This window comes from Hominisplanchenecus sp., from assembly GCF_046967715.1.
Taxonomy (GTDB): domain Bacteria; phylum Bacillota; class Clostridia; order Lachnospirales; family Lachnospiraceae; genus Hominisplanchenecus; species Hominisplanchenecus faecis.
Genome location: NZ_JBKVNQ010000001.1, coordinates 11,942 through 32,278, shown reverse-complemented (window position 1 = coordinate 32,278; position 20,337 = coordinate 11,942). Strand labels below are relative to the sequence as shown.

Annotated in this window: 13 protein-coding genes; 3 read left to right on the top strand and 10 right to left on the bottom strand. The window is 46.1% G+C overall.

The features are described from left to right. Position 1 precedes the first annotated feature (1 nt). The gene (locus ACLTL4_RS00120; RefSeq protein WP_147631909.1) at positions 2-1,000 is read left to right on the top strand and encodes an ATP-binding protein; all 999 of its coding nucleotides are present in this window, start codon (positions 2-4) and stop codon (positions 998-1,000) included. A gap of 100 nt (positions 1,001-1,100) precedes the next feature. Further along, on the top strand, positions 1,101-2,273 hold the full coding sequence (locus ACLTL4_RS00115) for a ribose-phosphate pyrophosphokinase (RefSeq protein ID WP_022119515.1): 1,173 nt from the start codon (positions 1,101-1,103) through the stop codon (positions 2,271-2,273). An 880-nt stretch (positions 2,274-3,153) separates the two neighbouring features. Here ACLTL4_RS00115 and ACLTL4_RS00110 read toward each other — a convergent pair. The 9 genes from ACLTL4_RS00110 to ACLTL4_RS00070 form a co-directional block, all read right to left on the bottom strand. Then, positions 3,154-4,890 (bottom strand): ATP-binding protein, encoded by a 1,737-nt coding sequence (locus tag ACLTL4_RS00110; protein WP_173866570.1) that lies wholly within the window; start codon positions 4,888-4,890, stop codon positions 3,154-3,156. 6 nt (positions 4,891-4,896) lie between these two features. Continuing rightward, a complete protein-coding gene (locus ACLTL4_RS00105) occupies positions 4,897-5,949 on the bottom strand; it encodes a metallophosphoesterase family protein (protein ID WP_412320126.1) in 1,053 nt (350 codons plus the stop codon). A 17-nt stretch (positions 5,950-5,966) separates the two neighbouring features. Further along, complete coding sequence (locus tag ACLTL4_RS00100) at positions 5,967-6,917, bottom strand: serine O-acetyltransferase (protein WP_022119512.1); 951 nt, start codon at positions 6,915-6,917, stop codon at positions 5,967-5,969. 76 nt (positions 6,918-6,993) lie between these two features. Then, a complete protein-coding gene (locus ACLTL4_RS00095) occupies positions 6,994-8,415 on the bottom strand; it encodes a DUF6034 family protein (protein WP_412320125.1) in 1,422 nt (473 codons plus the stop codon). Positions 8,416-8,424: 9 nt separating this feature from the next. Continuing rightward, a complete protein-coding gene (locus ACLTL4_RS00090) occupies positions 8,425-9,819 on the bottom strand; it encodes an ATP-binding protein (RefSeq protein ID WP_412320124.1) in 1,395 nt (464 codons plus the stop codon). Between the two features lies 1 nt (position 9,820). Further along, positions 9,821-10,480, bottom strand: a complete 660-nt coding sequence (locus ACLTL4_RS00085; RefSeq protein ID WP_173895236.1) for a response regulator transcription factor — start codon at positions 10,478-10,480, stop codon at positions 9,821-9,823. Positions 10,481-10,543: 63 nt separating this feature from the next. Next, a complete protein-coding gene (locus ACLTL4_RS00080) occupies positions 10,544-11,131 on the bottom strand; it encodes a Maf family protein (RefSeq protein WP_412320123.1) in 588 nt (195 codons plus the stop codon). Positions 11,132-11,249: 118 nt separating this feature from the next. Next, the gene (locus ACLTL4_RS00075) at positions 11,250-12,308 is read right to left on the bottom strand and encodes a branched-chain amino acid aminotransferase (RefSeq protein WP_283094988.1); all 1,059 of its coding nucleotides are present in this window, start codon (positions 12,306-12,308) and stop codon (positions 11,250-11,252) included. A gap of 127 nt (positions 12,309-12,435) precedes the next feature. Beyond that, complete coding sequence (locus tag ACLTL4_RS00070; protein ID WP_412320121.1) at positions 12,436-12,831, bottom strand: hypothetical protein; 396 nt, start codon at positions 12,829-12,831, stop codon at positions 12,436-12,438. Positions 12,832-13,184: 353 nt separating this feature from the next. On the opposite strand from ACLTL4_RS00070, the gene ACLTL4_RS00065 reads away from it, so the two are divergent. After that, positions 13,185-13,694, top strand: coding sequence for a Gx transporter family protein (locus tag ACLTL4_RS00065; protein WP_412320119.1), 510 nt, complete (start codon positions 13,185-13,187; stop codon positions 13,692-13,694). Between the two features lie 149 nt (positions 13,695-13,843). Here ACLTL4_RS00065 and ACLTL4_RS00060 read toward each other — a convergent pair whose 3' ends face one another. Further along, positions 13,844-20,032: a glycoside hydrolase family 2 TIM barrel-domain containing protein gene (locus ACLTL4_RS00060; protein ID WP_412320117.1), complete on the bottom strand. Its 6,189-nt coding sequence runs from the start codon at positions 20,030-20,032 to the stop codon at positions 13,844-13,846. Positions 20,033-20,337 lie beyond the last annotated feature (305 nt).

Genomic DNA, 20,337 nt, shown 5'->3' with positions numbered 1-20,337 from the left:
CATGGCACTGACGAACACACAATACGATACGATCATCCGCGAATACAACAAAAAACAGCTTCAGAACCGCCGGGATCAGGAGGCACGCATCGCCCTTGCAGAAAAGGAACTGCCGGAGCTTTCACAGATCAATGGAGAAATCGCTTCTTTAAGCATGAAATGTGCCCGCCGCCTTCTGGAAGGGGAGGCTGCTTCGATCGATGACCTGAAAACAGAGATTGCCGCATACGGTATCCACCGCAAAGCTTTGCTGAAAAATGCCGGATTCCCGGAAGATTTTCTGGAAATGCATTATTCCTGCCCGGACTGCAAAGACACCGGCTATATCGGAAATGAGAAATGTCACTGTTTCCGCCAGGCAGCGATCAACCTGCTTTACACCCAGTCAAACCTGACTTCAATCCTGGAAGCGGAAAATTTTGACCATTTCTGCTTCCATTATTATCCAGAAACGATGAAAGACCGCGTGACCGGCAGAAATGCCCGCGAGAACATCCAGAAAATCGTCGATGAATGCCTGCACTTTGTACAGAATTTTGATATGGAACACGACAATCTGCTCTTTTACGGTGCGACAGGCGTCGGCAAAACCTTTCTGACGCACTGCATTGCCAAGGAACTGCTTGAAAGTGCACATTCTGTCATTTATTTTACGTCTTTTGACCTGTTTGAAGTGCTCTCAACGGCCACGTTCGGCAAAAAATATGCCGAAGATGAAGTTTTGCAGCAGCACAGTGCCATTTTTGACTGCGATCTGCTGATCATCGACGACCTCGGAACGGAAATGACGAATACATTCGTCGCTTCTCAGCTGTTCCTTTGTATTAATGAGCGTCTGATGAACAAGAAATCCACGATCATTTCCACCAATCTCTCTCTGGAATCTCTGCGGGATCTGTATTCCGAGCGTGTCTTTTCGCGGATTTCCAGTAATTTCAAAATGCGAAAACTGATCGGCAAAGATATCCGCTTAATGAAAAAGCTTGGTGAACAGGGCTGAAAATGGCTTGACTTTGCTTTACTTTATGTTAAAGTAGGTATGTATAAGATTGGGTTTTCATTTAAAATGTAGTAAGTATGCGTAGGAGGACAACAACAAAATGCAGACAACAAAAGAACGATGTATAGAAACCATCCCGGTAGGACCACTGGGGCTGATCGCACTGGACAGCCATAAAGAGCTGGGCAAAAAAGTCAATGACTACCTGGTTTCATGGAGACAGGAGCGGAACCATGAACACAAGAACAGCCTTTCTTTCCAGGGTTACGAACGGGATTCTTATTTGATCAACGCAGAAGTGCCAAGATTTGGCTCAGGTGAAGCAAAGGGCGTGATCCGTCAATCCGTCCGCGGAGCAGATCTTTATCTTCTGGTAGATGTATGTAACTACAGCATGACCTACAATCTCTGCGGATATACAAACCATATGTCACCGGATGACCATTTTCAGGATCTGAAGCGTATCATCGCAGCAGTAGGCGGAAAAGCAAGACGTATCAATGTCATCATGCCGTTCCTTTACGAGAGCCGTCAGCACAAACGTACCGGAAGAGAATCTCTGGACTGTGCACTGGCACTGAACGAACTGGTCCGCATGGGCGTTGACAATATCATTACCTTTGATGCTCACGACCCGCGTGTGCAGAATGCAATCCCTCTGAAAGGTTTTGAGACGGTTCAGCCGGTTTACCAGTTTATCAAAGGTCTGTTCCGTGCAGTTCCGGATCTTCATCCGAACAAAGACACCATGATGGTCATCAGCCCGGACGAAGGCGGTATGGGACGTGCTATCTACATGGCAAACGTTCTGGGAACCGACATGGGTATGTTCTACAAACGTCGTGATTATGCTACCATCATAAACGGTACAAATCCGATCGTTGCACATGAGTTCCTGGGTTCTGATGTGAAAGGCAAAGATATGATCGTGATCGACGATATGATCTCTTCCGGCGGAAGTGTTCTGGAAGTCGCTGCAGAACTGAAAAAACGCAAAGCAAACCGTGTATTTATCTGCTCTACGTTTGGTCTGTTCACAAACGGTATGGAGAAATTTGACAAGGCTTATGAAGCCGGCATGTTTGATTTCATTCTGACAACCAACCTGGTATACCAGACACCGGAGCTGCTCCAGAAACCATATTATATCAACTGCGACCTCAGCAAGTATATCGCTTACATCATTGATACGCTGAATCATGATGCATCCATCAGCAGTCTGTTAAACCCATTAGACCGGATCAATAAATTCTTAAAAGAACACAATTCATAATGTTTGTCCTGCACAAACAGATGTGATTTAAGAATGAAATAGTTTTGGAAAACAGAACGCCATAATGGTTCAAAAACAATCTTCTGACACGCTTCGTTTCCTGTTCGGTTCGCTCGTGTGTTATCCGCCCTTCGCCTAAACTCGCCTCTTCGAGGCTCAGACAGCGGCTCGGGGGCGGAAACATCGCAAACCTCACGACGGAAGCCTTGCTATCGTCAGTACGATTTGTTTTCGAATCATTATGGCTGTTCTTATTTACATACCACATGTACCTCAAATATCACGCATTTTATTTGCACATGAGCAAACAGGATTCATACTACCAAGATGTGGGCACTACTTTTTCTCCATAAATGAAAGCAACTTCTTATTTTACACTTTTCTAACAACTTCCAATATTTTTATAAAATTGCAACAATAAGTCGGACAATTCTATTGTATATTTGTTCAAGAATGCTTCTGGCTTTCTTGCTGCAAGGTGCACATCATACATCGCATGACATATTCTTCTGTGCACATCTGATATAAAATAACCTGATAATCTATGTTATTACAACACAAATCATCAGGTCATTATCTATGATATCGTTTTAGATCAGTTTGTATAAAAATTATGTCTTTATCTTTTTCCGAGTGAAGTAAAAAGATTTGTGTCTAGTTTCCGCCGCCGAGCGGTGTCTGAGCAGCGTAGCTGCGAGTTCCAGCGAACGGCGGATCATAGACGGCACAAATCGAACAGGAAACGATGCGTGTCACGGGTTCTGCCTTTTTCGTCCGGCACTCTATACACTTCTATACTCTCATTTTTATACATTCCATACACTTACAAAAATATCCGTGCGTGCCTTCGGGGAATTCGTTCGTTTGCACATTCAAAAATTTAGTTCTCCTGCTTTATCTCATCCAGAATCCTCTGTTCTCTTCCATGGCAGGTAAACAATATCACCTGTCTTCCGCTGTGATAGAGCCATTTCAGTGTCTGTTTCAGTCTCTTATCATCATACATCACAAACGCATCGTCCAGTATGATCGGCATGGTCTCATCCTGGCAGAACATCTCACCGACCGCCATACGCAGTGCAAAGTAGATCTGCTCCATCGTGCCGCGGCTCACCTGTTCCAGGGAGAGCAGCTTTTTCGGCGTATTGATACGTACTTCCATGTTTGCATCGAGAAATACACTGGTATAACGTCCTTCTGTGATCTGGCTTAAAATATCGGAGATTTTCTGATTCAGATGTGCGGCAGATTCTTTGTAAATATCCTCAGAGATCTGGTTCATCGTCATGATCGCCAGACGTACCGCATCGAGTTCTTCCTGGATACTTCCGCTCTGCTCATTCTCTTCCTGCAATTCCTGGAGGCTCTCTTCCAGATTGTTTAAAATAACCTGTTTTTCTTTGCTCTCCGCACTGATGCGTTCCTGATTCCACATCTGCTTTTCAAATTCCAGGTTCAGCTCTTTTTCACGCTGAGCCAGTTCATCTTCTTCATGGTATTTTTCTTCCAGAAGCTTCTCACGCTTTGCGGAACGCTCCCGCTCGGCCTGGATCTCTTTTTTCATACGCTCCTGCATCCGTTTCTGGATACGCTCCTGCCGCTCCTGCTCCTCCTGATGGCGGCGGTAGATCTTCCATACAAAAATAGCAGAAATCCCAAGCCATCCGGCAAGCACAAGGGCACTGATCCAGATATGCGGCACAAGAATGCAAACCAGCAGTGCCAGCACACCGCCTCCTAAAAGCCAGAGCTCCTGGTTACGCCACAGCATTCTGCGTTTGTCCTGTCCTGCTTCCATTCGCATTTTCCAGGACTCCATCTCATCTTTACCGGCATTCTCTTCCAGCGGAATATCCAGTTCCCGCTTCATTTTCTCCAGGCTTCTCTTTTTTTCTGTCAGTCTCGCCTGAAGTGCGATCCGCTCTTTTGCGATGCGTGCCATCTGGACTTCACAGTGTTTCTGTTCTTCGGACAGCTCCAGCAGTTCCTGACGCACGTACTCCAGACGCATCTGCTGGCTTTCCAGCTCTTCTGCCTGTTCTGCATCCAGACGCTTCTGTTCGGATTCCAGATGCCGTCTCTGGCTTTCCAGGCTCTTGATCGCCGCACTGACGTTCATCTCACCGTCTCCGGAATTCTGCAGATTGGTCATGTAATTTCGCAGTTCTCTTGCCAGACCTTCGTCCGTCGCTGCCGACTGCTGATTAAAAAACACGGTATTGCGAAAAGCATCCTCATTCATGCCTTCCATCAGAACCTGAAGATCGCCCTTTTCTACGGACAGTACTTCACCGTTTGTCTCGCATACCAGGCTGACGCTCTTTTCCTTGCGGTAAAAATTCCGCTCCAGACGAAAGATTTTGCCGCCGCTCTCAAATCGCATGATACCTGCAAACTGTCCTGCATGAAACCACGGTTCCCTGATGCTGTATTCATCTTTTCTGGCTGCCCGCCCTCTCTGCTTTTCAATCCCGAAAAACATACCGCGGATAAATGAATGAAGCGTTGTTTTTCCCATTTCATTCTCGCCATAGATCAGATTCATTCCATCATGAAATGTGACTGTCTCGTGGTTGAATTTTCCAAAATTAATGATTTCTAATTCCAGTATCCGCATGTACTTTTATCCTCTCATCTCCAGCAGTGCATGTATTCCGTAATACAATGCCTTTCTCTCTGTATCACTCATGTCTTTATGATACAGAGTCTGGATGTATCTTCCGGCAATATCGCCCGCATGGACACGCATAAGCCGTTCAAAATCATAGTCCGGAACGCTCTCATCCTGTACGCTTACGATATTTCCAAGCTTCCTGCAGGCATCCAGATCGTATACAATATCCGGATCACGATATCCCTGCAGAAGCACTTTATAAATATGCTGCATTCCCTTTGCTGCCATCCGCATCCGCACTGTCTCCTGAAATGCCAGGTTGGTCGGACATTCTTTCGTGTCCAGCTCAAGTGGGATATACTCTCTGCACGCCCACGGCACAAACGAAATACTCAGCTTGCCTTCGTTATATTCCCCTTCAATGAAGCCATGAGGACCGATATCATTCTGGTCGATCGGCTCTAACGCCCCGGCATACGCCATACGGTCCGGCTCTATCATCTCCGGTCTGTGGATATGTCCAAGTGCAATATAGTCAAAGCCCGACAGAAGCAGCTTTTTGCGGTCGATCGGAATATGCTTTGCATCTCCGCCGTGCCCGAGCAGAATGGAAAAACCGGCCTTTTTCTCCGGCTGCAGATTATTATATTTCGGCTCTTTGATCTCCCTTGTATGGTAACTTAATCCATACACTTCCGTATCCAGATCCTCAAACACGACACTTTCACATTCCTTGCCCCGGAGGCAGGTCACATTCTCACTCCACGGAAAATCCAGATAGTACGAGTCTACTTTCAGGTAATCATGGTTTCCTATGATAAACACGACTTTTGTTTTTTTCAGCGTGGAAAACAGATAGTTGACTTCTTTGAGCTCGCGCATCAGTGGCTGTCTGTGAAACAGATCTCCTGCGATCAGCAGCAGATCCACTTCCTCTCGATCTGCCTTTGCCACAACACTGCGAAAGCTCTCCCAGATCTCGCTCCTGCGTTCTTCACTCCACGCAAAACCGGCATCCGGGATCGCTCCCAGGTGTGTATCTGCTATATGAAAAAACTTCACGATACTACTCCTTTTCTTTAGTCCTCTTCTTTGCGGTTGAAGAATCCTTCCTGACCAAGCTCAGATGCCTTTCTGGAGCGGTCTTTAAACTGCAGTTCCGGATTTTTGATGCTGACTCTCGTCTGAGCCGGTACGGAAGATGTAATAAATGCATTACTTCCGATCACCGCTCCGGTGCCGATCACGGTCTCTCCGCCAAGGATCGATGCTCCGGAATATACGGTTACGTTGTCTTCCAGGGTCGGATGACGTTTCACACCGCGAAGGCTCTGTCCTCCTCTGGTGGAAAGTGCACCAAGTGTCACACCCTGATAAATCTTGACATATTTTCCGATCACCGTGGTCTCACCGACCACAACACCGGTACCGTGGTCGATAAAAAAATATTCTCCGATCGATGCTCCCGGATGGATGTCGATCCCGGTCAGGCTGTGTGCATGTTCGGTCATCATACGCGGGATCAGCGGCACACCGAGCAGATAGAGTTCATGTGCAATACGGTTGACCGTGATCGCATACATACCCGGATAAGAAAAGATGACTTCATCGGTATTAAACGCAGCCGGATCGCCCTCGTATCCTGCCTGGACATCGGTCGCCAGCACATCACGCAGCTTCGGGATCTTCTCCAGAAAACGGTGCGTGATCTCTCTTGCACTTTCCATCAAGGTCTCTTTATCCGCCTCACGGTACTTGCTGCTGTGCGGCAGTGCCATCATGACCTGCTTGGTCAGGTTATACTCTATGTTTTCCAGAAGTTCTCCGACATGATATTCGATCGAATCTTTTCGAAGATTTTTTATCTCAAAATAGCCCGGAAAAAGGATCTTGCGAATCATTTCCAGAAGGTCGTTGACACTCTCACTGTTGATCCGGCTGCGGCAGTCGATGTTTTGAATGACCGGATATTTATCATAACTTTCCAGAACAGCATTTACAAGATCTTTGATTTCTCCATATTTTTGCATACGATTTCTCCTTCTTTCACTTCCTAGATAATAAGAGTATAACAGAGTTTTCCCCTCAAGGCAATCTGAACCGTAATTATAATTCATTTCCCCAGTCTACGATGGTTCCGTCGTTTGCATTGATCGTAAGCAGACTGTCTGTCCGTTCCTGTCTCAGGTAACACTGCACCCAGAGATCATCCGCATCTGCCAGCAGCTGTTCCGTCTGCGGACTGCTGTAAGTACCGATAAAATCCCAGACCGGGATGATCTGCTCTTTTTTCTTTTTTCCGTCTTTGTCTTCGGTTTCAATCCTGCGGTATCCAAGCCGGATCGTCTGAATGGTCGCGGAAACCTCCAGACCGTTGCCGGAGAGCATCTCGAGAATATACTGTTTGGTGATCGATTTCTGAAAGACCTGCAGAATATCTGAAAACGGAAGCAGAAAAACTCCTCCGCCCTCATTTTCTTCTACGATACATGGGTTGATCCAGGTCACTTCTGCAAGACCTTCATCATCAAAGGTAATATAAAAGCTTTCGGCTTCCCGGCTCGGTTTCCAGTTTTCCGTCCCTGATCCTGTTCCGTCGTATCCCTCTCCCTCGTTTTCCGGGGAAGCCATATCCAGATTGCCACCCAGTCCGAACAGGATATCTCCTGACAGGCTGTGGTCTGTGCTCTGGTTGATCCGTGCTTCGTCCACCTGCCTTGTATAGTAAAACCTCCAGCCCATTTTCTGCTCCGAGGCTCCGGTATCGCCTGTTTCCGTTTCTTCCCCGGTATTTTCATTCACAGAATCTTCCGTACAGTAAACCGCCCGTGACTGCATAAAATGAAACTCTTCTGCAAGTCCCAGAGTCTGAAGCAGAGCATCTGCTTCTTTTCTCATCCGTTTTCTTCCAACCTTTGTATGCAGAATTTGCCAGCTGTCATCCCTGCTCCACGGTACATATTCACATTCTTCCCTTCTGAGTGAAACACCGGATTCTTTGTAGCCGTCTTCCAGCAGATTCTGCATTTCAAACTGATACACTTTCTTGCCTGCCGCCGCCCAGGAGGCATACGGATCTGTCATCTTCACCGTTCCGGTAAGTTCCTGCTGTGCCCGCCAGGGAATCGTATCTCCGCTGTCGTTTTTCAGCGGCTGTCCCTGCGTCAGGATATGGATCCAGCCATTCATATCTTCCTGTGTGAAATAGCGTGTCTTTGCCTTGTAGATCTTCATGCTGTTTCCCTGTGGGAGATAAACACTCGCCTGAAGATCCACATGAATCTTACCTTCTTCCACACTCAGCATACAGGGACTCGCTGCCTGTACCTGTTCTGCTACGCTGACATTCTCCACTGCCTCTGTGCCGGAAGAATAAGAACGGATACTGTCTCCGGTCTCTGTCTCTTTTTCCTTTACAATACAGTCATCTTCCGATGTTTCCATACAACCGGTCAGAAATCCTGCAGCCATCAGGATCATTCCGATCCATACGATCCTTCGTAAGATTCTTTTTTTTGCCCTTTTCATTTTTTCTCCTTACTGTTCTTCCGAAAAGATCACCAGGATCTGCGTACCGACGCCCGGTTTGCTTTTGATCTCCATCTTTGCACCATGAATCTTCACGATCTGTGTGCAAAGTGCAAGCCCCAGCCCGATCCCACCTGCTTTTTTGCTTCTGGATTTGTCAACCATATAAAAAGCCTCCGTGATCTTCGGAATCTCTTCTGCCGGGATTCCTCTTCCGTGGTCTTCCACCAGAATGCATATTCCGGCTGCTTCAACATAAATGGTATCACCTTCTTTGGAAGCTTTCATGGCATTATCGATCAGATTCACCAGAAGACTCTCCATCAGATCCATGTCCATGAGCAGAACGGTGTCATCGCTCCTGGTTTCCAGTGTGATCCCCTGTTCTTTCAGATGATACTTCTCAAGCTCCGCCACTTTTCCGATCAGCTGGCTGACCGGATGCTTCTCCATATGGATCGTCTCGTTGTTGTAAAGCTCCAGCAGATTCATCATCTTCCCAGAAAGTCGCTCCAGACGGCGACACTCATTGTTGATGTGCGTCAGTGCCTTTTTCTGCTGTTCTTCGTTGATCCTCACATGCAGAAGCGTATCCGAATAGCCGATAATGGAAGTCATCGGCGTTTTCAGCTCGTGTGCCAGACTGCCAAGAAGCTGTTTCCTTCGCTCAGAAACCTGTGCCAGCTCCTCCATCTGACATTCTATCTGGTCTGCCATCTGATTAAAAGAGACGCTCAGTGCCCCTACCTCGTCATTGGAACGCACACGTACACGGCGGTCCAGCTGTCCCTGGCTGATCGCACCGGCTGTCTCTCTTAAGTCACGCAGCGGTTTTAACATTCTTCGTATCATCCAGAACACCGCATTGATCGCCACCGCAACGATTGCACCCAAAATGATCAGGAACATGCCGATCTGCGTCAGCACATTGTTATAAATTTCCGAAATATCCCGCACCAGCAGAAGCTGATACGATGTATTTTTACTGTCTGAAAGCGGGATCTTCTGTCCGACGATCATCAGATGTCTGCCGGTTTTCTGCTGAAAAGCTGCCACCGGCTCATAAGAATCAAACTGTTCAAGCCGGTTTCCGGTCAGCTCGAAATTCGTGGTATTAGCTGCAAGCTTCCAGTCCTGAAGCAGCATATAATCTCTGCTGCTGTATCTGCGCAGCAAAAACTGGAGATAAGCTTTCCTTGCGGTGTCGCTCATCTCCTCCGTAGCTGCATTTTCAAGACTCTGTCCCAGTGCATAAGCGGTCGCACGCACCTGTCGTGACGCTGCACTTGATGTCTGCCTGATGTTATAATTTGATGTCTCATACACTGTGATCCCACCGTAAACTACCATGGAGATCAAAAGAATCGCTGCCGTGAGCAGAGATATTTTCTGCCAGAGCCTCATACTACTCCTCCAGTCGATATCCGATTTTCGGAATGGTCTTGATGACATCCGACAGATCCAGTTTCCTGCGAAGCTGTCCGATATGTACATCGATCGTCCTTGTCTCACCCAGATAATTGCTGCCCCATACTTCATTCAGCATCTGTTCTCTGGTAAATGCCACATTTTTATTCTTTGCCAGTAATACCAGCAGATCATATTCCATCGGCTTCAGACTGACTGTCTGCCCGTTTCTGGTCACTTTATGCTCTGATAAATGGATCTCCAGATCTTTCACCTGTATGATCTCTTTTTGCTTTCCGGTACGCTCCAGCACTTTCTCCACACGCACCAGCAGCTCCAGAACCTCAAACGGTTTGACGATATAATCCTCTGCTCCCGATCTCAGTCCCTTGATCTTGGAATTTACATCTGCCTTAGCCGTGATATAAATGACCGGTATGCCATGTTCTTTCATAACTCCGAGAAGTTCAAAGCCGTCTTTGCCCGGCAGCATAATATCCAGCAGTGCCAGGTCAAAATCCTCCTCTTTCTCCAGTGTTCCCTCAACTTCATTGCCATCCAGAACCGGAACCACTTCGTAGCCGGTCACTTCCAGATTCATACAGATCAGCTCTGAAATCGCCGTATCATCCTCTACCACAAGAATGCGGTTTGCCATAATTCTCTGCCCCCGTACTTCTACATTTTATAACTGCCCGCCATCGGTGCAGTTACCCTGCTTTCATTCTTTCCGGTCATCCTCCGCTTCCAGGCTCTTCAGTTCCCGGCAGAGTCTGGAAATCGGAAGTCCGACCACGTTATAATAATCTCCTTCAATTCTTTCTACGAAAATTCCTGCACGTCCCTGTATTCCATAACTGCCTGCCTTGTCAAACGGCTCCCCGGTGGCAATGTACGCTTCGATCTCCTGATCACTCATCGATGTCATAAAGACATCGGTCCTTTCATAGAATGACCGGATGATCCTTTCATCCCCTTTTTTCTGTAACAGTGTCACGCCCGTATAAACCTGATGCTTCTCTCCCTGAAGCATGGCAAGCATCTGATGTGCATCTTCGGCATCTTTTGGTTTCCCAAGTACTTTGTTTCCTTTGGCAACGATCGTATCTGCCCCGATGATCACAGCGTCTCCTGTCACGGCTTCTGCAACTCCCTTTGCTTTTGCAAGTGACAGTTCTTCAACGATCTCTCCCGGTTCTTCTTTTGTGATACATTCTCTGGTACTGCCGATCAGTATCTCAAAATCGATCCCGGCCTGTTCTAAAAGCTCACGCCTTCTCGGCGAAGCGGATGCAAGTACAATTCTCATACAGTCCTCCTGTCGCGGTGCTGCCTGCGGCAACCCAAAAGAACCACCCCTCGCTATTACTATAACAAAGAGCGGTTCTTAAAATCTTCTAATTTTTGTAAACAAAATGTAATTTCCGTTAGCGGATTACCTTGATCCATCCTTCCGGTGCTTCCAGACGACCCATCTGGATACCGGTCAGTGTCTCATACAGTTTTTTGGTAACCGGTCCCATCTCTGTCATACCGCTTGGCATGCAGATTTCTTTGCCGTGATCTACGATCTTTCCAACCGGTGAGATAACAGCGGCTGTTCCGCAAAGTCCACATTCTGCGAAATCTTTTACTTCATCGAAGTAAACTTCTCTTTCTTCTACTTCCAGTCCCAGATATTCTTTTGCAACATAAACAAGAGAACGGCGTGTGATAGAAGGCAGAATACTGTCTGACTTCGGAGTTACGACCTTGTTGTCTTTTGTAACGAACAGGAAGTTTGCTCCGCCTGTCTCTTCTACTTTGGTTCTTGTAGCCGGATCCAGATACATGTTCTCGTCAAATCCCTGACGGTGTGCATCCATGATCGCATGCAGGCTCATGGCATAGTTCAGACCTGCTTTGATATGTCCGGTTCCTCTTGGTGCTGCACGGTCGAAATCGCTGACACGGATCGTGATCGGCTTTACGCCGCCCTTGAAGTACGGTCCGACCGGTGTACAAAATGCACGGAACTGGTATTCATCAGCCGGTTTTACACCGATAACTGCATTTGTTCCGAACATGTACGGGCGGATATATAAAGTAGCACCTGAGCCGTATGGCGGTACATAATCTGCATTGGCTTCTACCAGTTTTACGATTGCATCTACGAAACGATCTTTCGGGAATACCGGCATTTCCAGTCTTTTTGCGGAATTCTCCATACGCTCTGCGTTGAGGTCCGGGCGGAATACAACGATGCGTCCGTCTTCTGTTGTATATGCTTTCATACCTTCGAATACCGTCTGTGCATACTGTAATACGCAGGCACACTCACTGATTGTAACCATGTCATCGGTACTTAATGTACCTTCATCCCAGGCACCGTTTTTAAAATTTGATACATAGCGATAGTCTGTTTTTACATAGCCAAATCCAAGATTTGACCAGTCAATATTTTTTCCCATGTTATCCTCCTGACGCCTTACCTGCTGCTTTTTCAATCCATAAATACTGGTACAACAGTCTGACAAAATATTTTTGATATGTTTCTAAGTATAATACTTTTTTCTGTGATGCACAAGCATATTTCCTGCAATTTTTAGCAAATTCATGCAAAAACTGCAAGAATCAGGTCCGTTTGATAAATTTACTGCGGCAGGAAGGACAGGTGATCTCGATTTTTCCCTTCCCTCTCGGGACACGGATTTTCTGTTTGCAATGCGGACAGCGGTAGATTTTGTGTGTTTTGGAATCGCTGATCACACTTTTGTCCCCTTTGCAGAACCGGATAACCTTCTCTTTTGTGTCCATATACATACGCTCTTCTTCGCATCGTTTCCGGATATTTTTGGAAAACATGCGGTAATACATCCAGATCAGCAGAATCCAGCTGACATAGTTCAGTGCCGATGCCCGCAGCAGACCGGAAAGCAGGATGCATACCAGTGCTCCCACCAGTAAAAACCTGGAAAAATGGTCGATTCCATATCTGCCCTGCATAAATTTTTCGAATTTCTGTCTCATACTATACCCTTTCTTCTGACCCGGCCTTTCTTTTGCCCTTATCTTTCTTTTACACCGCTCTGATCCGCCTGAGGCTATATCAGAAAACGCGATGGGTCATACGTGATTTTTGTCTCTTGACTCATCTTAATACTCCGCCCGCAGAAAATCAATAAACTGGCTATTAAATAATTCTAAAGTTGCATCCCTTTCTTAACATCGTAAAGCCGAGTGTATGTGAGACGTCTCACTGCTGCTCCAATATTTCTCCAAAGTTCCGCCGAAGTCTCTTGCCAGTGTCCGTATGTTTTGTTATAATGCAGTTAGTTTTGTCAAACTATGTCGCCCGATCGGGCGACGGAATGGAGTTTTGTATGAAAGTAAAACATATGACGTTTCTGGCAATGTACACGACCATTGCCCTGACGATTTTTGTGGTGGAGGCAATGCTGCCGCCGCTCGCCCCGATCCCCGGGATCAAGCTGGGACTTGCCAATGTCGTTACGCTGTGGCTTCTGTATTATGCTACCTGGAAGGATGCTCTGTGCGTACTTCTGATGCGTATCCTGATCGCCAGCATGGTGACCGGGCAGATGGTATCCTTCTCCTACAGCCTGTGCGGCGGTCTGTTCTGTTTCATGGCCATGGCACTGCTCTTTCGGCTGCTCGGGAAAAAGCACATCCCTTTTATCAGTGTGATCGGTGCCCTTTTCCATAACCTCGGTCAGATCTGTATCGCCATGGTGATCCTTCGCTCGGCAAGTATTCTTGTTTATCTGCCGATGCTGACCATCAGCGGAATTCTCACCGGAGCATTCACCGGACTGTGTGCATGGTTTGCATCCAGAAGGCTTCGAAAAAACCAGGTGTGGTTTATCCGCTGATCCACGGCTTTCAGAGACATACATGCCTGGATATCCTGAACTGCTGTAACAAAAACAGAGTCCCAAAAACGGGACTCTGTTTTTGTTTTGCAGCTTTTCATCCTAGATGATGCCTGCGAATCGCCCTGACACAAAGGACAATTGCATCCTTATTTCGTTTTCTTATAAGATGCCTTCTTTACGCCTGCTTTTTTCAGAGCTTTTTTCAGCTTGTTCAGCTGTGATTTTTTCATCTTCTTCGGTACTTTCACCGTTACTTTTGATTTTCCGGACTTGAATGCATTCTTTCCAACGCCCGGTGCTTTGATTCCCTTGAAGGTGATCGTTGTCAGTTTCTTGCATTTGTAGAAGCTGCTCTTGCCAATGCTCTTGACATTTGCTCCGATCACAACGCTCTTCAGTCTGGATGCATTTTTGAATACATTGTTTGCAACTGCGGTTACTTTAAAGGTGTATCCGTCAATGGTCACCGTTGCCGGAATCGTTACAGTCTTGACCGTTTTCTTCAGAAGCTTGCTTACTGTTACCGTACCATTCTTAGCATCTGATTTTGTTACTTTGAATGCCAGTTTGCCGTCAGCACTCTTATGAACAGATCCTTTTGCCGGAACTTTCTTCGCTACATCTGGTTTTTCTGTCTCCGGAGCCTTTGTCTCGGTCTGCGGAGCTTTTGTTTCTGTTTCGCTTTCCGGTTCTTTGGTCTCTGTCTCGTTATCCTTTGCCTTTACGTTGATCTCAACCGTTGCTTTCACATCCGGTCTTGCCGCACTGCTTACGGTAATCACTGCTTTTCCTGCTGCCTTTGCGGTTACCACACCTGCATCACTGACTTCTGCGACTGCTTTATCACTGGATTCATATTTCAGATCTTTGCTGTCTGTAGTATCTTCCGGAGTGATCACTGCGGTCAGTTTTGCAGTTTCGCCGACTTTCAGTTCGCTCTTGTCTGCTTTTACAGAAACTCCTGTGATTGGTTTTTCCACAACCGGTTTACCGTTTACTTTTACTGCAATTTCTGCATATACATCGCTGTCTTTTACAGAAACTTTGATCTTGGTCTCACCGGCTTTAACTGCTGTTACATTGCCTTTGTCATCTACCGTTGCTATGGTTTCATCTTCGGATGCAAAGGTAAGCTCGCCTTTTGCATAATATGGTGCGATTGCTGCACTTACCTGTGCACCTTCTTCTTCTTTCAGTTCCAGTGCATCTGTGGAAACGTTTACACCGGTTGCTTTGGTATCGATGTTATTGTAGCTGTAATTATCGAAATCATACCACAGCACAGTCTTTTCATTATCTGCTTTGTAAGTTCCGTTATCCAGATCATCTTTGCTCAGTGCTGCTGAGTAAACGCGGATGTTCTTCAGATATCCGGAAGAAAGACGTTGTGTCTCCGGACAATATCCGATACCAAGCGGATAGGTCGTTGCAGCTACGCTTCCCACATTCTGTGTGGTTACCATTTCTTTTCCTTCTACATAAACAGAAATATTGTTTCCATCGTAAACTGCTGCTACATGCAGCCACTGATTCATTTCTTCTGAAGTAAGAGGAACCTGTACGATCTTCCAGCTTCCATTCGTATTCTTGATAAAGAAGTACACCGTCTGCTCAGAAACACGGAATGCCGCACTGCTGTCACCTTTTGATGCGATCATATTGTAGTCAGAACCATTGTATCCTACATTATTCGGATTAAATACAGCTTCAATTGTAAAGGCTTTATTTCCCCCGATCAGACTGTTGAAGGTTTCATCTGCTGTTTCTCCGGTTACATCTGCATAACCTTTCAGAGCAATTTCGCCGTCTTTTTCTGCCAGATCTGCTGTGGATACGCCACTGATATCCATGTCATAACCATTTGCACTCTGATCTTTTACAACAACGGCTGCATCTTTCGTATCTGCAAGTTTCTGTGCCAGTGCGATTGCCTCCTGCAGTTTCCGGTAACGGATCTCTCCTACGATTGCTTTGCCTTCCTCTGTGAGTGCATTGTAAGATACAAGCATTTTCTGGAGTTCTTTTGTATCACTGCCTGTTACCAGAATACCATCGATTTTATCGCTCAGTTCTTTTGCTGCACTCTGGATGATATCATCCTCAGAAACAGATGCCACCGTGCGGTATGCACGTGTTACATCCATCGGATCGCTGTCATTTGTGGTATATGGTACCATGGTGTACTCATAAGTATAAGCTTTGTTATTTGGAATCAGGTATGCGGAAAGTGTATCCTGACCGCAGCTCTTGTTTCCGGTTCCCTGTGAACGATAGTTTACTGTCAGGATCGTGGAATCCAGTTTGGTCAGTTCATATGGATGCTGTGCCTGATCCAGATCATCTACTGTGAAATGCAATGCAGACGCTTCTACCGTATCAGTTGCTGCGATTGCCATTGCACTCTTTGCAGATGGGTTGGTTACGCTGATCCATTTTACTCCGGTTACGGTACCGGTATCCTGTGTATCCAGGTACGGATAGAACATTCCGGATACGGTGTTGCTATATCTTCCAACCGTTGCGAAATCTTCTCTGTCCCACATAGCCTCTACCGGGCCGTTACCATACCATTCTACGTTTTCATATCCTTCCGGCAGTTCCATAACAGTACCGATACGGATATAACGTCCAAGGCTTGTTCCGGTTGCGTCTACGGTTGCATCTACAGTCACTGCACCGCTTCCGTCTACCTTATAAACCATGGTCTGTTTCAGGTTTGCCTGGCTTGCACTTGCCAGTGTCACACGGATCGTCTTCTGTCCTGCATCGTTTGTTCCGACCGCAATATCAGAAGCCGTTACATTTTTGTTGACATTCTTCCAGTTTCCGTCGTAGTTACCGTTATCGTTGTTGAGAATACCTCTCCAGTAATTCGGAACCGGTCCGCTTGTCAGCAGAGTTTCACCTTTGTATACATAATTTTTCAGTGTTCCGGTTGCTTTTTCTACTTCAAAGCTGAAATCGGTACCGGAAACTTTGATCACATCTTCTGCACTGTCATCTACGGTTACGTTTGTGTTGATCGTCGGTTCTACTTTTGTAACTTCTGCCGGGATCTGGAACTGCTCGTAAGCAACTTCGTGTCCTGCTTTTGCCCATTCGGTATCCTCTTTGAGCTGTACAGACAGGTTCAGATAATACTCTGCTCCTGCTTTCTTTTCTTCCGGCATAGATGCACGATACGGAACTTTGATGCTTCCGCTCTCTCTGCCTGCGATGTTGGTATCTTCCGCTGAAAGTTTACCGGAGCCAATCTCTTTTCCGTCTTCAGTCAGTGTCCATGTCACGTCAAAATCATTCAGATTCAGGAAGTTATTTTCATTGTAAACATCGATGGTCTCGCCGAGCAGCATGCTGTCATCTGTGCTAAACCATACGCTCTGATACTGATATTTTACTTCATAAAGTTCCGGTTGAACATCTCGATCCGGAGATACCAGACCGTTTACACAGAAGGAGTTGTCGTTCGGGCTTTCGCCGGAGTCTCCGCCGTATCCATAGAAGCTGCCTTTGATTTCATCAGAGTACAGATTTGCATGAGCATCTTTCTCTGCATAGTAATCATATGGTTTGGAAGATTCATCAACGGTCAGTCCTGCAAAATCTGCCCACAGAAGTACATCATCAGATTTCTCTGTGATTGCCGGTGTCGTGCTGTTCTGAGCTTTGATCTCCTCCAGGGACAGTGCTCTGCTGTAAACGCGGCCCATAGAAATTTCACCGTCAAAGGTTCTGCCGTTGTCAGCACTGCATCCTACTCCCAGTGCTACGCTGCTGGATGCAATGGTTGTATTTCCGTTTCCGCTTCCGATCAGCTCTCCATCACAGTAGATCTTGATCGCACCTTTATCGTACGTTGCAACAACCTGATGCCAGTTTCCTACCCAGTTATCCGGTTTTTTCGCTGTCACAGAATTCCAGTTGTTGTTATAGTAAGCAAAGAACTCCAGCTGTTTACTGCTGTTTGTCTTTAATGCAAACTGATGGTCACCTTTTGCGATCAGGACTTTTTCTGCTCCGTCCGATTCCGGTTTGCAGATAACTTCTACGGTAAAACTCTTGCCGCTTCCGGAGAGTGCTTCGTTGTATTTATCGCTCTCAAACAGTGCATAACCATTTGCACTCTTGCCGGTCAGTGCTCCGCTGTCTGGATTTTCATTGACCGAAGAAATGCTTGCAGATCCTACCACGCCGTCTTTCTTTTCTGTTACAACGTAAGACTGTGGCAGATTGTCAAGGCTTAAGATTCTGGACTGGTCAACCCAATCCCAGATAAATCCGCCGAGCATATTGTCGGAAGAACGGATCGCATCCCAGTATTCTTTCAGGTTACCAACCGCATTACCCATCGCATGGTCATATTCACACAGAACATATGGCATATTTGCTGCTGCTCTGGAATACAGGGTATCAACACTTGGGTACATATTGCTTCGCATATCGGTTCCATTGTTTCCATCCGAAGATTCTGAATGAATCGGTCTTGTACTGTCGTTGTTCTTGAAGTACCAGATCAGATCATAGAACATGCCATTTGCATAAGAAGCACTGCTGCTGTAATAATTTTCGTTTCCGGTTGACCACATAACGATGGCAGTGCGGTTTTTCAGTCTGTTGAATGCGGTAACCGTACGGTCCATTGCCAGGTTCTTGAAGTTTACCTGTTTTTCTCCCTGATTCATCAGTGCATGAGATTCCAGGTTGGTCTCACCCATCACGTAAATACCGTATTTATCACACAGATAATACAGATACTCGTCGTTGCTGTAGTGAGAGGTACGCAGTGCATTTAAGTTGTACTGTTTCATCAGTTTAATGTCTTCTTCCTGTGTCTCATGCGGTACATATTTGCCGTATTCCGGATCGGTATCATGACGGTTTGTACCTTTGAGCAGAAGCTGTTTACCGTTGATCGTGATCGGTTTGTACTCAGAATCGGTTGTGGTACGATTACCATTTGTATCTACTTCTGATTTTGTAAACTCGATCTCACGAAATCCAAGCTGCTGGGAAACGCTTCCCATGTAGGTGCCTGTCTTGGAATCGTACAGGGACAGAACCATCGTATACAGATTCGGTGTCTCAGCAGACCACAGTTCCGGTGAAAGAACCAGTTTGCTGCCAGCTGCCGAAACACTGCCATCGTTATCACCGTCTGCTGCCGGAACGGTATCCAGATCCATCGTCATATCGTTGACAAACATCTTTCCGTCCTGATCATAAAGACGTACATCCACTTTATAACCTTCTGCTGCTGCCTTGGAAGCATTTGCTACGGTTACATTCAGCTTCATCGTTGCATTTTCGTAGTTCTCATCGAGATCTGTCTCTACTTTATAGTCCTGGATATGTACCAGCGGTGCAGAATACAGGTATACATCACGGAAAATACCGCCATCATAATACATATCCTGATCTTCCATCCAGGTACCGTCACAGAATTTGTGAACTTCAACTGCCAGAAGGTTGTCGCTTCCGTCTGTTGTCAGATAATCGGTAATATCAAAGCTATGTGGACTGTAGCTGTCCTCGCTGTATCCTACTTCTTTGCCATTTACATATACATAATAGGAAGATTCTACGCCCTGGAAGGAAAGATAAACTCTTCCGTTTGCTGCCTTCATGTCATCAGTCACCTTAAAAGTCTTGCGGTAAAGACCTACCGGGTTATAATTTGCCGGTGCATTCGGGGCACTGACATTACTGTCATATTTTGACTGCCAAGGCATAGTTACATTGGTATAGATAGAAAAATCAAATCCCTGTCTCGTCCAGCTGCAAGGAAGCTGCAGATTTGTTTTCCAGTCGTTCGTCGTTGCTTTGTAGTCGGTCTTATAGAAATCTTTGTATGCATCACCCTGTGCGAGTGCCTGGTTCTGTAACACAACAAGTGACCAGTCTGCCTGATCCGTCCCTGTTAAGAACTGTACATATTTTGATGCTGCTTTGTCGTAATCTTTTGCACCTTTGATTGCTTTCTCTACGCTGTCATACACCACATTGGTCGTTGCAAAAGTGCTTGCCGGTTCTGTGTTGATGCCATATACATCTGCTGCTTTGGCCTGATTGCCATCCACATCGGTATAGGTTTCTCCGGTCCATTCTTTGTGCGTGAATTTTGTTTTGTCCACGTCGGATGTTACTTTTGCGGCCTGATTTGGGACAGCTGTTTTTGTCCACGGGTCGGTGTAGCTGGCATTGGTGTTGGACTTACTGTCTGCCTGCGTCTGCAGTGCAGACTCGGATGCTGCTTCAGCTGCAGGTGCTGCACTTACTGCCTGTCCTGCGATCATGGAAGCCGCCAGGGAAAATGCCATAACTTTTCTCCACTTCATACTTCTTGCTCCTTTCTTTTTGCATCTTTTGAAGCTGCAGTCTGCAGCTTCCTTCTAATGCATGCTCTAACAAAAATTTCAGTCCTCTTTCACCGGACTTAGTAAAATTTTACCATATTATTCACAATTTGTCCATAACATTTCTATATATTTTACAGTGTTTTGCAAGATTTTTACTAAACTTCTCACTATTTTTCAGTAATTCACACAAAAAAAGTGCGATATTTTTGTCACACTTTTTTCTTGCAAGATTTCGCTAAAAGTTGAATGTGCAAACGAACGGTATCATAAAAAATAATACAGCC